Origin of the sequence: Mesorhizobium sp. L48C026A00 (assembly GCF_000502375.1) — a bacterium.
Lineage (GTDB): Bacteria > Pseudomonadota > Alphaproteobacteria > Rhizobiales > Rhizobiaceae > Mesorhizobium > Mesorhizobium muleiense.
Genome location: NZ_AYWU01000024.1, coordinates 88,875 through 103,620, shown reverse-complemented (window position 1 = coordinate 103,620; position 14,746 = coordinate 88,875). Strand labels below are relative to the sequence as shown.

The following is a 14,746-nucleotide window of genomic DNA, read 5'->3' as shown; positions in this document are numbered from 1 at the left end:
TGCGCCCACTGGTCCCAATTGTAGATGTGGACGTCGGTACCGCAGATCGCGGTCTTCTTGATCTTGATCAGAACGTCGTTCGGGCCGATTTCCGGCACCGGCACTTCTTCCATCCAGATGCCCGGCTCGGCCTTGGCCTTGACCAGCGCCTTCATCATGTCCGACATTCTTTTGTCCCTTGAAACTCTTGATCCGGAATCTCTTTTCGGTTCCGGTCGTTCAGGAAATCACACCAAGTTCGCGCCCGACTGCGCCGAACACCTCGACCGCACGGTCGATGTCGGCGCTGGAATGGGCGGCCGACATTTGCGTGCGGATGCGCGCCTGGCCCNACCTCGACCGCACGGTCGATGTCGGCGCTGGAATGGGCGGCCGACATTTGCGTGCGGATGCGCGCCTGGCCCTTCGGTACCACCGGAAACGAGAAGCCGATGACATAGATGCCGCGCTGCAGCATGCGCGCCGCCATCTCCTGCGCCAGCGTCGCATCGCCGAGCATGACCGGAACGATCGGATGATCGGCGCCGGCCAGCGTAAAGCCGAGCTTACCCATTTCAGACCGGAACCGCGCCGCATTGGCATAGAGGCGCTGGCGCAGCGCATCGCCATTTTGGATCAGTTCGAAAACCCGGATCGAGGCGCCGGCGATCGCTGGCATCAGCGTGTTGGAAAACAGATAGGGACGCGAGCGCTGGCGCAGCCAGTCGACCACCTGGCTCTTGCCCGATGTGTAGCCGCCCGACGCGCCGCCCAATGCCTTGCCGAGCGTGCCGGTGATGATGTCCACCCTGCCCTCGACGCCGCAATGCTCGGACGAGCCGCGCCCGTTCTTGCCGACGAAGCCGACTGCATGGCTGTCGTCGACCATCACCATTGCATCGTACTTGTCGGCGAGATCGCAGACGCCCTTCAGATTGGCGATGATGCCGTCCATGGAAAATACACCATCGGTGGCGATCAGCCGAAAACGGCAATCCATTGCCTCCTTCAGCCGCGCTTCCAGATCGGCCATGTCGTTGTTGGCGTAACGGAAACGCTTCGCCTTCGACAGCCGCACGCCGTCGATGATCGAGGCATGGTTCAGCGCGTCGGAAATGACCGCATCCTCCTCGGAAAGCAGCGTCTCGAACAGGCCGCCATTAGCATCGAAGCAGGAGCCATAGAGGATCGTGTCCTCCATGCCGAGAAAGCCAGAAATCGTCGCCTCGAGCTGCTTGTGCTCCTCCTGTGTGCCGCAGATGAAACGCACCGACGCCATGCCGTAGCCGTATCGGTCGAGTGCCTGCTTGGCCGCATCGCGCAAGTCGGCGCTATCTGCGAGGCCAAGATAATTGTTGGCGCAGAAATTCAGCACCCTCTCGCCGCCCACCTCGATCTTAGCCGATTGCGTCGAGGTGATCACCCGCTCGGATTTGTAGAGGCCGGCCGATTTCAGCTCTTGAAGCTCGCTGTCGATATGGGAGAGGAATGCCGCGCTCATGATCTGGCCCTGTTGAGATTCAATGGACTGTCGCCCCGCGCGGGCGAAAAATCCACCGCAAAAGCGACGGCTTCGGTGATCCGACGGTCAGTGGCCAGAATGCCGCCCCAGAATGCCGCCAAATGGCAGATGTTCAAATGCAGCCGCGGCGCGAAAGAAGGCGATAACCATTTTGCGAGCTTTCCACCGCTGCTGCTCTGTCGGCTTCCGGAGCTGTTAACCTTTCAAGCCAATGGTTCTCATACCCAACAATCTGTCGGCGAGAGGGACCGCCCCAGAAAATGTCGCAGCAACCGATGCAAACCATTTCGGGCAAGCTCATACTGCTGATCAAGGCAGGCTATTGGCTGGCGCTGCTGATCATTGCAGCCATGGTGATGGCCTCCTTCATCCTTCTCCAGCAGATGATGGCTGGCCATCGGCACGACGACACGCTGCTCGATATTGTCGGCATGCAAAAGGTGCTGTCGCAACGCATTGTCTTCCTTGCCAACGCGGCAGGAGCAGCTACGCGCAACCAACAACCGGCTCTGGTCACCGCATTCAAACAGGCCACGGCCGACTTCGAGAGGAACTACGACCTTCTGCTCGAGCGTGTGGTCGCCGACCCGGCGTCACCGGCCAGGCTCGATCCAAAATCAGTCGAGAACGTCCTTTTTGCCAAACCGTTTCATCTCGATTACTTCTCGGTCGGGCTTATCGCCAACGGCGAACGCCTGGTTTCGGCGTTTGAATCGCAACTCGGCATGGCCGACAATGGCGGCTACAAGGGTGGCGGCGAACGCGTCAACCTCGACGCTTCCGTCGCCAATGCGGCCCTGTCGGGCTATGCGGCACTCGGCCAGCGCATCAGCGCCCAAGCCGACGCGCGATCGGAGAGCCTTCTCGATCTCCATCGAACGCTGTTCTACTCCACCCTCGGCGTCATCGTGCTGGTGGCACTTTTCATCTTCAGGCCGATGTCGAACGCCATCCTGCGCAAGACGCGTGAACTGATCGATACCCGCAATTCCATGGCCTTCATCGCCGTGCATGACGGCCTTACCGGCCTGCACAACCGCACCTTCCTGACCGACCATTTCGATACGCTGATCAAGGGCGCGCAGCGCCGGCGAGAGCGGCTTGCGGCGGTCCACCTCGACCTCGACCGGTTCAAGCAGATCAACGACACGCTTGGCCACGCCGCCGGCGACTATGTGCTGGTGGTGACGGCGCAGCGCATGCGTGATTCTTGCCGGGCGTCGGATCTCTGCGTGCGTCTCGGCAGCGACGAGTTCGTGATGATCCTCAACGGTGCCGGCGGCACCGAGGACATCAACACGGTCGCCGGGCGCGTCCTGTCGCAGATCAACGAACCGATCGTCTATCGGGGCGCGACCATCCTTCCGGGCGCCAGCGCCGGCGTCGCCGTCTATCCGGTCGACGCCGACAATGCGCAAGATCTGCTCGTCCATGCCGACCTCGCGCTCCACGCCGCCAAGAAGCAGGGTGGCGGCAGTCTCTCATTCTTCTCCGAGGCGTTGCGGCATGAACTCGACTACCGCAAGCGGCTCGAGCATGACATCAGGATCGCTATCGCGGAGAAGACGTTCCAGGTCTATTTCCAGCCACAGGTTTCGTTGTCGAACGGCACCATCGGCGGGATCGAGGCGCTGGTTCGCTGGAGACATGCCGAGCGCGGCATGATCGCACCGGGCGAGTTCATTCCCATCGCCGAGAAATGCGGACTCATGCCTGCGATCGGCCGCATCGTCATCGCCAAGGCAATCGGCGAGGCGGCGGAGTGGAACCGTGCCGGCATTGCCTTCGGACGGCTCGCCGTCAACGTCTCCGGCTCCGAATTGCGTGAGGCCGATTTCGACGCCTTCCTCTTCGGTGCGCTGGAAAAGGCTGGGCTGCCGCCACAAAAACTGTCGCTCGAGATCGTCGAATCCGTCATTCTCGACGACGAGAAGACCGGCATCGCGGCAAAGCTGCGGCACATCCGCGCCACCGGCGTCCATCTTGAACTCGATGATTTCGGCACCGGCTACGCGTCGCTCAGCCACGTCAACCCGAACGAGATCGACAGGCTGAAGATCGATCGCCGCTTCGTCCAGAACATCAATGAGAACGGCGACAACACCAAGATCGTGCGTGCCATCACCGAACTCGCCCGTGGCCTCGGCATCTCGATCGTCGCCGAGGGCGCCGAAACCGAGGCTGAACTCGATTCGCTGATGGCGATCGGCTGCGACCAAGTGCAGGGCTACTCGATCGCCTTCCCGATGCCGCAGGACCAGGTACGCGAATGGCTGGTCGCGCGGGCGCCGAAGAGAGCCAGGCTGACGGTGCTGCAGGGAAGGCTGGCGTAAGGCGCCAACCTGACACGCCGCTTCGGAAATGGCGGCCTGATGGGGTTACGGCCGGTCTGTAGCTGGCTGCCGCTACATCTTGGGCTCGCTGAACAATGCGTTCGGCAGTTGGGATCAATCGACATTCGCCCGTAGCGTCGCCAAGACTTCCGCGAACTCCGCCAGCCTTTCGTCCGACAACCCGGTCCGCAGCCGCTTGTCGAAGGCAATGGCTGCCGTGCGCAATTTCAGGAACAGGGCCTCTCCCGCTTCGGTCAGTTCGACCTGATGGACGCGGCGGTTTTCCGGATCGCGGCGCCGGGTCAGCAAACCTTGCGTCTCCATCGCGTTCAGATGGTGGGTCAGCGTCGCGCCTTGGATTCCGATCATGCCGGCGAGCTCACGCTGGTTGGCCAGTTCGCGCGACTTGATCGACAACAGCGTGACCCAGACCGGCAGCGTGCCGCCCGCCTCGACCAACGTGGCGTCAAAGGCCTGAGCGACAAGCTTTGCGGTGCGGGCGAGATTCATCCCGACTGGCGGGCGGTCAAAAAGCGTCATGATCCGACACTAGAGTAAGGGAAAGGCCGATGGAACTGGCCCTTTGACTTTACATTGACATCTAATCATTTGATATCTAACTTTATGGTTGGCGGTAGGAAAGGAGGAACGCGGTCATGCAGTATGTCTACATCATCGTCCTCGGCCTTCACGTATTGGCCGGTGTGTTCTGGGCTGGAACGACCATCGCTGTCGCCCGCGATCCGGAGATTCGGATCGAACGGTTTTTCCTGCCGCAAATGAACGCGGCTGGCATGGTTTTCCTGACCGGCGCCCTGCTCTGGTATTTCTTCCACAGCGGCTCTTTCGGTTCGATGGAAATGGTTCTGGCCCTAGGTATCGCGACGGCCTTGATTGCCGCCGGCGTCCAGGGCGCGCTCGTCGGCTCTGCCAGCAGGCAGCTTGCCGGCACTGACTCGGCGACGGAAACGCAGTTGCGCGCGAAAATGACAAGGGGCGAACGCATCGCCGGCGGCCTGCTGGTCATCACCGTGCTCTGCATGGCCACCGCCAGAATGTTTTGAGCGGCCAGCCGCTATCGCGGTTTAAGAGATCGTACGGTGTCTGGCTGCAAGCCGGCGGCGTGCGCAGCGCGCAGATCGGACCGACGTGCCTGGTGGCTCTCCGTGCGGAGGTTCGGCTGCGCGCCACCAAATCAAATCCGAAGTGATCTTTAATCCATACCGTCCTCGGAAATAGGCCGGCTCGTGGCTGGTCGACATGACCCGGTTCTTCAGCGTCAAATGTTTGAGCTGATAGGGCTGGAGAAGCGGATCGCTGGTGGTCCTCGTCTTCCTGTTTCAAATTGTGCTAATGAGCGGCAAATTTTTGTTTTTGCGCATGTCGTACCCAAGTCCGCGCACCCTCGGGTCGGACCCGTGGGCAGGCTTTTGGGCGACATGCAGTAAGGAACCCGCCGATGACCGATACGAAAAACCTTACCCAGCTCGGCACCAACGTCGAGGCGCCACAGAACCCTGACGCAGCAGTCCTGGAGACCGTGCCGTTTTCGCGCGGCGACGGGCCGCCAGCCATCGTTCGCTTCACCTGCCCGGAATTCACTTCGCTCTGCCCGGTCACCGGCCAGCCGGACTTCGCCCACATCGTCATCGACTATGCACCCGACACGCTACTGGTGGAATCGAAGTCGCTGAAGCTGTTCATGACCTCGTTTCGCAACCATGGCGCCTTCCATGAAGAGTGCACCATCATGATCGGCCGCCGCATCATCGCTGCGACCAAACCACTGTGGTTGCGGATTGGCGGCTATTGGTATCCGCGCGGCGGCATTCCGATCGACGTATTCTGGCAGACCGGCGCGCCGCCGGAAGGCGCATGGCTGCCCGACACCGGTGTTGCGCCGTATCGCGGACGCGGCTGAATTCTGCTGCGAGATGTCCGGCGGGACAGCAGGATCGCCAACTCTGGTTTTCAATCGTCATCAGGCGATCAACTCATCGGTCCGTTCTCACTCACACTGATATTGGCTGAGCGCCCATTCGCCGGTCACCGACAGAAGGTCCGATATCTTCCAGATCGCCGTCGACCTTTTTGAACTTCCATTCCAGCCGGTGCGGATTGCCGGCAACGATAAAGGCGACGACGACCTTGGCCTCATCGCCTTTGACCGCTTCAACAGCCTTCAGGCTGTTGTCGATCTTGGCCCTGTCGTACGCCGCATTGTCGAGCGCCATGTTGGGATCGAGGCATTCGCCCTGCCCCGATTTCCGCAGCGCATCGCTCTTGTCGAGCACCGACCTCGCGGGATCGACGAAATGGCTGCGCTGAGCCGGATCGAGCTCGAGCCCGACATGCTCGTAAAACGGTTTCACCATCGCCGTCGGCGAACCCGGCCGCAGCGGAGCTGCCCGTGCATTTTCTGCTGAGAGCGGCGCGCTGAACAGGCCCTGGCCAGCGGTGCTGCTCAAACCCGCGGCCAGCAGGCACGCAAGTCGCCAGGGCCAGGGCGCGGGCCATGGCGTCACTCCGGAGTTTGGCCAGCCAGGCATTCGAGCGCACTCAGCGTCCAGCCGCTGGTCTTCGAGGTGATGTCGGCAACCTTCCACTGGCCGTCGACCTTCTTCAGCGACCAGACCATTTCGCGTTTGGATTCATCGCCTTCCGGGAAAAGGTTGAACGTCACTGTCACGTTGGCGCTGTCGCCATCCACTGCTTCAGACAGCTTCAACGTCTTGGCGACTGTCTTCTCGTCAAAATCCTGCGCGTCGAGACCGGGGGCGAAGTCGATGCAAGGCACCTCGTCCGGCTTGTTCTTCTGCGCCTGGTCGTTCAGGTCGAACAGCTTTGTCACCGGCTCGGTGAAACGGTCGCGGTATTTCGCGTCGGCCTCGAACTTGACCTCGGGCATGTAGAAGAACTTCACCGCATTGGAGGCCGGCCCGGCCAGGGCGGTCGCAGGCGCTGCGATCGAGAGAGCGGCGGCAAGCACAATCAGTCTCATCCGATAATCTCCAGGTTTTCGTGGTGGGAACCCGTTCAATACCACGAATCCATAGCGAGCGCGGTGATGTGAAGCCGCCCGAAAAGTCAGCGAGCAAGAGAGCAGCTGCTCAAGAGCTTTTGGCGAGCCAGCTCGCAAAAAGCCGCGCTTTCGAACCTGCCCTGGGATGGATTTTCAGATAAAATGCCCTGGGTGAGGGAATGTTGTCGGGTACAAGTGTGACCAGCCGGCCCTGTTCCATCAGGCTTTTGACCAATCCATCCCACCCCAAGACCGCCCCGATGTCATCCTGAGCGGCCTGGAGGGCAATCATGTAGTTGTTCACAGAAAACCTGCGGCCTTTTGGGATGGTGTGTCCAAGCGCTTGAAACCACTCCGGCCAGTTCGTCCAGTCGGTTTCCTCGTTGTTCATATGAATCAAAGGCGCCTTGAGCAGATCCTCAACTCGGCCAATGCCGTGCTCGGCGGCGAATTTTGGAGTTCCAAGCGCGACAATGCGATCTTGAAAAAGTTTGTGACACTCCTCGGGACTTTCCTGCGCATCTCCGTAATGAATACTTAGATCACAGCGGATCGCTGTTGCGGGCACGTCGCTGACGATCTGCGAGACGGTGATGGTGGGATAGCTCTTCCAGAAGGCTGAAATCTTCGGTGTAAGCCATAGCGAGCTGACGGCAGTCGTTGTCCGGATGGTCACGTCGGCGGTTTCCGGGCGATCGCGCATGTGAGTGACGGCGTCGGAAATCGTCTCAAGCCCGCGCTGCACGGCAACGAACAGGAACGCTCCTTTCTCAGTCAATTCGACGCCGCGGCTCAAGCGCAGGAACAGGTTGCATCCCAAGTCACCCTCAAGCGCCTTGATCTGGTGGCTGATCGCGGCGGGCGTCACATTCAATTCCTGGGCGGCGTTTTTGAAACTCGCATTTCGGGCGGCTGCCTCGAAGCAGATGAGAGCCGTGACCGAGGAGAGATCGTACGGTCTTGGCATCAACGCTTCTTCGGACCCGCTTTTTGGATGGCTCGCTGAGTGCAACAGATTAGCTGAACTAAATCGTTCTGAAAATTAGTGCTATTGCGCAAAAGGCGTTCAGGCAAGAAAATTTCATCTCAAATGTGCACGCCATCTATGGAATTCCGCATGAACGCCCCCTCGCCCTCGATCCAAGAGTTGCTAGCGCGCCGGGTCTCGGGCTATGCCCTTGAGCAGCCCTTTTACACGTCGCCGACGATTTACCAGCTCGATCTCGAGCACATCTTCTACCAGCAATGGCTCTACGCGGCCCCGGCATGCCAGCTTGCGAAAGCTGGTAGCTACGTGACGATGCGCGTGGGCGCCTATGAGGTGGTCATCGTGCGCGCCCGCGATGGTGAAATCCGCGCCTTCCACAATTCCTGCCGCCATCGCGGCTCGATGATTTGCAAGGCGCGCGAAGGCCAAGTGGCCAAACTCGTCTGCCCCTATCACCAGTGGACCTATGAGCTTGACGGCAAGCTCATCTGGGCAAATGACATGGGGCCCGACTTCGACATGTCCAAACACGGGCTGAAGCCGGTCCATCTGCGCAATCTGGCCGGCCTGATCTACGTCTGTCTGTCCGCTACGCCCCCAGACTTCGAACCGTTTGCCGACCTGGCCCTTCCCTACCTAGAGGTCCATGACCTCAACAATGCGAAGGTCGCGCATACGTCGACCATCGTCGAAAAGGCCAACTGGAAGCTTGTGTGGGAAAACAACCGCGAATGCTACCACTGCAGCAGCAACCACCCGTCGCTCTGCCGCTCCTTCTCGCTCGACCCGGACGTGGCCGGTGTCTCTGCTGACGGGTCGGTCTCGGCGACCCTCCAGGCGCATTTTGACCGTTGCGAAGCCTCAGGCGCGCCGGCGCAGTTCCGGCTTGGCGGCAGCGGCCAATTTCGCCTGGCGCGGATGCCGCTGCAGCAAAAGGCGGTGAGCTACACGCTCGACGGCAAGGCTGCCGTAAGCAAGAATCTTGGCCGGGTGGCTCTGCCCGAAGCAGGCTCGCTGTTGATGTTCCATTATCCAACGACCTGGAGCCACTTCCTGCCGGATCACTCCTTGACCTTCCGAGTCACGCCAATCAGCGCCACGGAGACCGAGGTCACCACCACCTGGCTGGTGAACAAAGATGCGGTCGAAGGGCTCGACTACGACCTCAAGCGCCTGACCGAGGTCTGGATTTCTACCAATGATGAAGACCGTGAGATCGTCGAAACCAACCAGCAAGGGATCTTCTCTCCTGCCTATGTTCCCGGACCATATTCGCCGGTTCAGGAAAGCGGTGTGACCCAATTCGTCGATTGGTATGCGAACTGGCTTGAGCGCTCTCAGGCCTCGATGCGATTGGCCGCGGAGTGAACCAATGAACGTGGTGGCAAAACCCAGGCTGGTCTTCTGGACCGACGCGGAAGAACTCGAATGTGCCTCCTTTCTTCCGGAGGCGCCGAACGTCCTGACCTTTTGTTTCCGGTCGCCGTCCGGATCGCTGTTCAATTTTGATCCAGGGCAGTTCCTCACTTTGGAACTGCCCACTCCCGGCGGTCCAATCTACCGGACCTACACGATATCCTCATCTCCGTCGCGGCCGACCTCGCTGACCATTACCGTAAAGGCGCAGGCCGACTCCGTCGGAACGCAGTGGATGTTTGACAGCCTCCGTCCGGGAATGCGCCTGCGGGCAATAGGTCCGGGGGGCACCTTCTCGATGGCGCATCAGCCAGCCGAAAAGTATCTTTTCATCTCAGCCGGCTCGGGCATCACACCGATGATGTCCATGACTACACATCTGTATGATTCCGGAGTTGATCCGGACATCGTCTTTGTCCACTGCGCGCGCCGCCCTTCTGAGATCATCTTCCGCGAACGGCTGGAGCATATGGCGTCGCGCGTAACTGGCATCGACCTGAAATGGGTGGTTGAACAGACCGATCCATACAGGCCATGGACCGGCTACAGAGGCATGCTCAACCAGTTGATGCTCGGACTGATGGCGCAGGATTATCTTGATCGCGAGGTGTTCTGCTGCGGGCCCGAGCCCTTCATGCAAGCCGTGCGCGAGGCGCTGGCCGGTCTCGGTTTCGACATGGCAAATTACCATCAGGAAAGCTTCCGCGCGCCGCTTCCTGAGGCCGAGAAGGTCCCGGATGACTTCGTTCCCGCCGAGAACAACGAGGCCGAGATCGAATTTGTCCTATCCGGCGTCTCGGCGAAATGCGTCGAGACGGATACGATCCTGGCTGCGGCACGGGCTGCCGGTCTGGTGATCCGATCGGGTTGCAGTATGGGGATATGCGGGACATGCAAGGTTCGCAAAATCGATGGCGATGTGCATATGGTCCACAATGGCGGCATCACCGACGAAGAGATTGCCGACGGCTACATCCTTGCTTGCTGCTCTAATCCGGTTGGCCGTGTGAAAGTCGAGATATAGCAACCATTTCGCGAACTTTGATCAAGGCGCTTCTTCGAAATCGGCAGCGCCTTGACGGTCCGCGGTCTCAACCGAAGTCGATGATGAAGCTATTGATGAGTCACGCGCTTCACCCGCAAGGCGGTCTTGGCTCTTCCTCGGCCGGTAGCCGGGTTTCGGGCAAGCTCAGTGATGCGTCTGGTCCACCAACAGCGCCCAGAATGCGAACAGCGGCCGATCCAGCGATCTCATTGCGTGTTTGATGCCTGGCGGATTGTAGAGTGATCCACCGATGCCGGGCGAAAACCAATCCATGTCAGCCTGCTTGAACTCGCCATGCGAAAGCACGAGGTAGGTTTCTTCCGGCGGATGATCGTGGTCGGGATACCGGACGTGAGGAGCCATCAAAGTGACGCCGAGCCACAGATCGTTTCTGTCCTCGAGGCCGCCCGGGCCAAGGATCATCGCGTTGGCGTGACCGTCGCGGAAATTGCTGCTGGCAGACGGGGCGGGATTTGATTTCAGCCGCCATTCGAGCAGCGGCTCGATCGCCTTGAAGCGCTCAATCAAGTTGCGGAGCGTAGACGGGATCGCCTCTTCCGCCAACGCCGGGCCGAGATAGGAACAGACCGGCAAACGGCTCCCGGCCCTGGTCTTTTCAGGCCCGGGAACCTCCGATTGGGCGAAGAGCTGGATGATCGATCTGCGCGATCGCAGGTCGTGTGAGAACTGGTCAAAGGCCACGAACGCTGTGTCTACAAAATATTGCAGGGCCTCACTTCTGTTCATCTTTCAGCCCTTGTTGTGAGCGGACGCTATGGTCCGTTGCCGGATGTTAGATATCTTTCGCCAGTCGCAGTGCATCGTAGATCGCGGCGTGGGTGTTGCGAGCTGAAACGGCGTCGCCGATACGAAAGAGTTGGAATTGGCCCTGCGCATTCCGCACCACCGACTGCGGCTGCCCGGCGATGAGCTCATCTTGCGAAATCTCTCCGTGATTGGTCGATTTCGGTTTCAGTTCGAAATAGATGTCGTCCAGCGGAATGGTGCCGTGGTTAATGACAACCTGATCCACGACGCGCTGTTTGGATATGCCGCCGTAGTCACTGCCGACATTTGCAATGAGCTGATTGCCATTCTTTTCAACTGACTCGAGCCGATAGGTAACGGTGAAGGTCACATCGAGTTTTTGAAGAGACCTCATGTAGGGCACGAGGTTCATAGCCATGACCTCGGGTGAGAATGACCGGTCCGGTGTCATGATTTCAACCTTCGCTCCGGCGCCGGCGAGGAATTCCGCGGCCTGGAGTGCCGCGTGGTCGCCGGCATCGTCGAAGATCAGGACATTGCTTCCCGGCTTTGCGTCTCCGGAAATGATATCCCATGAAGACACAACGAACTCGTTGCCCTTGGAAAGGACGTCGGTGTGCGCCACCCCGCCCGTGGCAATGATGACGACGTCCGGATGCTCTGCCTCGATGGTTTCGGCTTCCGCCCAGGTATTGAACTGGATTGTCACTCCGTATTTTTCGCACTGGGCAATGCGCCAATCGATGATGCTCATCATCTCCTTGCGACGCGGGCTCTGCGCTGTCAGCCGGATCTGCCCTCCCGGTCCGCTGGCGGCCTCGAAGACCACGACCTCGTGTCCCCGCTCACCCGCGACACGGGCGGCCTCGAGGCCAGCCGGACCTGCGCCGACCACGACAATCTTCTTGCGGCTGTCGGCCTTGGCGACAATGTGCGGCATGGTCAGTTCGCGGCCGGTCGCGGCGTTGTGAATGCAGTATGCCGCCCCGCCCTGATAGATACGGTCAAGGCAGTAGTTTGCGCCCACGCACGGCCTGATTTCGTCTTCGCGCTTTTCGATGATCTTGCGCACGATGTGAGGGTCAGTCATGTGCGCGCGCGTCATGCCGATCATATCCACCTTACCCGACGCAATCGCGTGCCGGGCAGTCGCCACATCCGGTATTTTCGCTGCGTGGAAAGTTGGGAAGTTGGTTGCCGCACGAATCTCGCCGGCAAAATCAAGATGCGGCGCATTCGCCATTCCCTGAATTGGAATGACGTCCGTCAGGCCCGCATCGGTATCGATGTGCCCGCGGATCACGTTGAGGTAATCGATCAGTCCGCTTTCCTTGAGACGCTTGGAGATTTCCATGCCCTCGGACTTGCCAGTGCCACCGGGGAGACGTTCATCCGCAGTATATCGCACGCCCAGGATGAAGTCCTCGCCGACCCGTGACCGGATCGCCTTCAAGACATCCATGCAGAAGCGCATGCGGTTATCAAGCGAACCGCCATAAGGGCCGTCAAGTTCGTTCGTGAGAGGAGACGTGAACTGGTCGAGCAGGTGGCCGTAAGCCTCCAACTCGACGCCATCCATCCCGCCCGCCTCCATCCGCTCAGCGGCGTCCGCAAAGTCCTTGATGATGCGCTCGATATCCCAGTCTTCAATTTTCTTGGGAAACGCGCGGTGGGAGGCTTCACGATGATGGGACGGCGCCACAACGGGAAGCCAGTCACCTTTGTCCCAGCGTGTACGCCGTCCAAGATGGGTTAGCTGGATCATGATGGCGGCGCCCTCTTCGTGCACCGCATCTGTCATCTGCCTGATCCACGGCACGATCTCGTCCTTGTAGGCGAGCAGGTTGTTGAAAACCGGGGGGCTGTCCTTCGAGACCGCAGCGGACCCGGCTGTCATCGTCATCGCCACACCGCCCTTCGCCCTTTCAACCGTGTAGGCAAGATAGCGCTGCTTCGGCATCCCGTCCTCCGGATAAGCCGGCTCGTGGGAGGTCACAATGATGCGATTGCGCAGGGTCAAATGCTTGAGTTTGTACGGCTGCAGAAGGGGATCGCTCGACATCTGACGGACTCCGGGCTGAGATGGCAAGTGCGAACGCTATCCGAAAATGTACATGCATGTCAAGTTTCACTTCGGAGAAGTCGACAGAGTCGACATAGGTGTACATTTTGCTGGTTTTCACTTTGACATTTTGTTAGGCTGATCGCTCATGGAGCAAATTTCGAACGATAGCGGATGGCGCGGATCGCCCGAGGGGTGGCTTGAAGCCGCCTACGACCTGCTTGTTGAATCCGGCGTCGACACGGTGAGAATATCGCCACTGGCCAAGAAATTGGGCCTGTCGCGCACCAGCTTCTATTGGTTCTTCAAGGATAGGGAAGAACTGTTCGCTGCCCTCGTGACCCGTTGGCGGGACAAGAACACCGGCAACCTCGTCAAGCAGGCTGAGGCATACGCCGAGACGGTCGCCGAAGCGATGCTGAACGTTTTCGACTGCTGGCTCGACAAATCCTTGTTCGATTCCCAGTTCGAGTTCGCAGTCAGAAGCTGGGCGCTTCAATCCCCTGACATTCTGGCGGAGGTGCAGAAAGCCGACCAGACGCGTCTCGATGCATTGAGCCAGATGTTTGTCCGCTTTGGTTACGACGAAGGCTCAGCCGATGTTCGAGCGCGCACCATCTACCTCGTGCAGATCGGCTACATCTCAATGCAGACCAGCGAAGATCTCGCGGACCGCATGAAGCGCATTCCCGGGTACGTGGAGATTTTTACAGGTAAGGCCCCGCGGAAGCGCGAACTCGACCGGTTCTTCGCCAGACACGGCCATTCGGCGGGCTGAGGAAGCGTTTCGACAATGGGTGAATCCTTGAGCATCGGAATAATCGGCGGAGGTGGCTGGCTTGGACGCGCTATCGCCGAGGCCATTATTGATGCGCAAATAGTCGCCGCAGAGCACCTCACGCTCTCTCATAGAACTGGGCAACCCGACTTTCTGCCAAACGCTACATGGACCCGGGACAACCAGGAACTGGTGGATCGATCTGATGTCATCATCGTCTCGGTCCGGCCCCAGGATTGGCCTGCCATCGACATTACTGCGTCCGGCAAGCTCGCCATGTCGGTTATGGCCGGGATCACTCTCGACCAACTGGCGGGACGTCTTAAAACCGACCGCGTCATCCGCACGCTTCCGAATGCAGCGGCAGAGGTGCGGAATTCCTATACTCCCTGGATAAGCTCTCAGAGCGTCACTGCGGATGACCGCAATGTCGTTCGCCGGATTCTGGAGGCCTGTGGCGCGGCCGATGAAGTCAAAAGCGAAGCAGATATCGATTATCTGACGGGCCTGACTGGATCCGGCCCGGCGTTTCCGGCGCTCTTGGCGGCAGCGATGATGGACGATGCCGTCAGCCGAGGAATGGATCCAGATATTGCCCGGCGGAGCGTCAGCGCGGTGCTTGTTGGAACCGGAAAACTCCTCGAGGCTCGTCCAGACAATCCCCAAGATATCGTCCAGACCTTCCTCGACTACCGCGGCACCACCGCGGCAGCGATCGAGGCCATGCGCGCAGCCGGGTTTGAATCTGCCGTGGCAGACGGCCTTGCCGCGGCGCTCCAGAAATCCGTGACTATGGGACAAGCCACCTGACTGCCGCCCGAGGCCTTCCTCCG

The 14,746-nt window shown here is 59.8% G+C and carries 13 protein-coding genes and 2 pseudogenes; 7 read left to right on the top strand and 8 right to left on the bottom strand.

Going from position 1 to position 14,746, the window contains the following annotated elements; translation table 11 throughout:
- A pseudogene (locus tag X738_RS83385) lies at positions 1-167 on the bottom strand (alcohol dehydrogenase catalytic domain-containing protein); the annotation flags it as partial.
- Between the two features lie 167 nt (positions 168-334).
- Positions 335-1,480, bottom strand: a pseudogene (locus tag X738_RS72255) (glycine C-acetyltransferase); the annotation flags it as partial.
- Positions 1,481-1,761: 281 nt separating this feature from the next.
- Here X738_RS72255 and X738_RS72250 point away from each other — a divergent pair.
- Positions 1,762-3,834, top strand: a complete 2,073-nt coding sequence (locus tag X738_RS72250; protein WP_023802334.1) for a putative bifunctional diguanylate cyclase/phosphodiesterase — start codon at positions 1,762-1,764, stop codon at positions 3,832-3,834.
- Between the two features lie 114 nt (positions 3,835-3,948).
- Here X738_RS72250 and X738_RS72245 read toward each other — a convergent pair whose 3' ends face one another.
- Positions 3,949-4,374: a MarR family winged helix-turn-helix transcriptional regulator gene (locus X738_RS72245; RefSeq protein ID WP_023802333.1), complete on the bottom strand. Its 426-nt coding sequence runs from the start codon at positions 4,372-4,374 to the stop codon at positions 3,949-3,951.
- 116 nt (positions 4,375-4,490) lie between these two features.
- Between X738_RS72245 and X738_RS72240 the strand changes: the two genes are divergently transcribed.
- Both X738_RS72240 and queF read left to right on the top strand, forming a co-directional pair.
- Positions 4,491-4,898: a hypothetical protein gene (locus X738_RS72240; protein ID WP_023802332.1), complete on the top strand. Its 408-nt coding sequence runs from the start codon at positions 4,491-4,493 to the stop codon at positions 4,896-4,898.
- A 395-nt stretch (positions 4,899-5,293) separates the two neighbouring features.
- Entirely contained in the window at positions 5,294-5,755 is a 462-nt protein-coding gene (gene queF, locus X738_RS72235; RefSeq protein WP_023802331.1) for a preQ(1) synthase, read from the top strand.
- Positions 5,756-5,846: 91 nt separating this feature from the next.
- On the opposite strand, the gene X738_RS72230 is transcribed toward queF, so the two are convergent.
- The 3 genes from X738_RS72230 to X738_RS72220 all read right to left on the bottom strand — a co-directional run bounded on the left by X738_RS72230 (position 5,847) and on the right by X738_RS72220 (position 7,823).
- Positions 5,847-6,302 (bottom strand): hypothetical protein, encoded by a 456-nt coding sequence (locus X738_RS72230; protein WP_306454988.1) that lies wholly within the window; start codon positions 6,300-6,302, stop codon positions 5,847-5,849.
- A gap of 53 nt (positions 6,303-6,355) precedes the next feature.
- Positions 6,356-6,835 carry a DUF3828 domain-containing protein gene (locus X738_RS72225; protein ID WP_023802330.1) on the bottom strand — a complete coding sequence of 160 codons (480 nt, stop codon included), beginning with the start codon at positions 6,833-6,835 and terminating at the stop codon, positions 6,356-6,358.
- Positions 6,836-6,944: 109 nt separating this feature from the next.
- Entirely contained in the window at positions 6,945-7,823 is an 879-nt protein-coding gene (locus X738_RS72220) for a LysR substrate-binding domain-containing protein (protein WP_023802329.1), read from the bottom strand.
- Between the two features lie 150 nt (positions 7,824-7,973).
- On the opposite strand from X738_RS72220, the gene X738_RS72215 reads away from it, so the two are divergent.
- The gene (locus X738_RS72215; RefSeq protein ID WP_023802328.1) at positions 7,974-9,212 is read left to right on the top strand and encodes an aromatic ring-hydroxylating oxygenase subunit alpha; all 1,239 of its coding nucleotides are present in this window, start codon (positions 7,974-7,976) and stop codon (positions 9,210-9,212) included.
- Positions 9,213-9,216: 4 nt separating this feature from the next.
- Entirely contained in the window at positions 9,217-10,284 is a 1,068-nt protein-coding gene (locus X738_RS72210; RefSeq protein WP_023802327.1) for a hybrid-cluster NAD(P)-dependent oxidoreductase, read from the top strand.
- A 165-nt stretch (positions 10,285-10,449) separates the two neighbouring features.
- Here the strand turns inward: X738_RS72210 and X738_RS72205 are convergent, their stop codons facing one another.
- Both X738_RS72205 and X738_RS72200 read right to left on the bottom strand, forming a co-directional pair.
- Complete coding sequence (locus tag X738_RS72205; protein ID WP_023802326.1) at positions 10,450-11,052, bottom strand: dimethylsulfoniopropionate lyase; 603 nt, start codon at positions 11,050-11,052, stop codon at positions 10,450-10,452.
- 46 nt (positions 11,053-11,098) lie between these two features.
- Positions 11,099-13,135 (bottom strand): NADH:flavin oxidoreductase, encoded by a 2,037-nt coding sequence (locus X738_RS72200; protein ID WP_023802325.1) that lies wholly within the window; start codon positions 13,133-13,135, stop codon positions 11,099-11,101.
- A 148-nt stretch (positions 13,136-13,283) separates the two neighbouring features.
- Between X738_RS72200 and X738_RS72195 the strand changes: the two genes are divergently transcribed.
- Positions 13,284-13,913, top strand: coding sequence for a TetR/AcrR family transcriptional regulator (locus X738_RS72195; protein ID WP_023802324.1), 630 nt, complete (start codon positions 13,284-13,286; stop codon positions 13,911-13,913).
- A 15-nt stretch (positions 13,914-13,928) separates the two neighbouring features.
- Positions 13,929-14,723 carry a pyrroline-5-carboxylate reductase family protein gene (locus tag X738_RS72190; protein ID WP_023802323.1) on the top strand — a complete coding sequence of 265 codons (795 nt, stop codon included), beginning with the start codon at positions 13,929-13,931 and terminating at the stop codon, positions 14,721-14,723.
- The last annotated feature ends 23 nt before the right edge of the window (positions 14,724-14,746 follow it).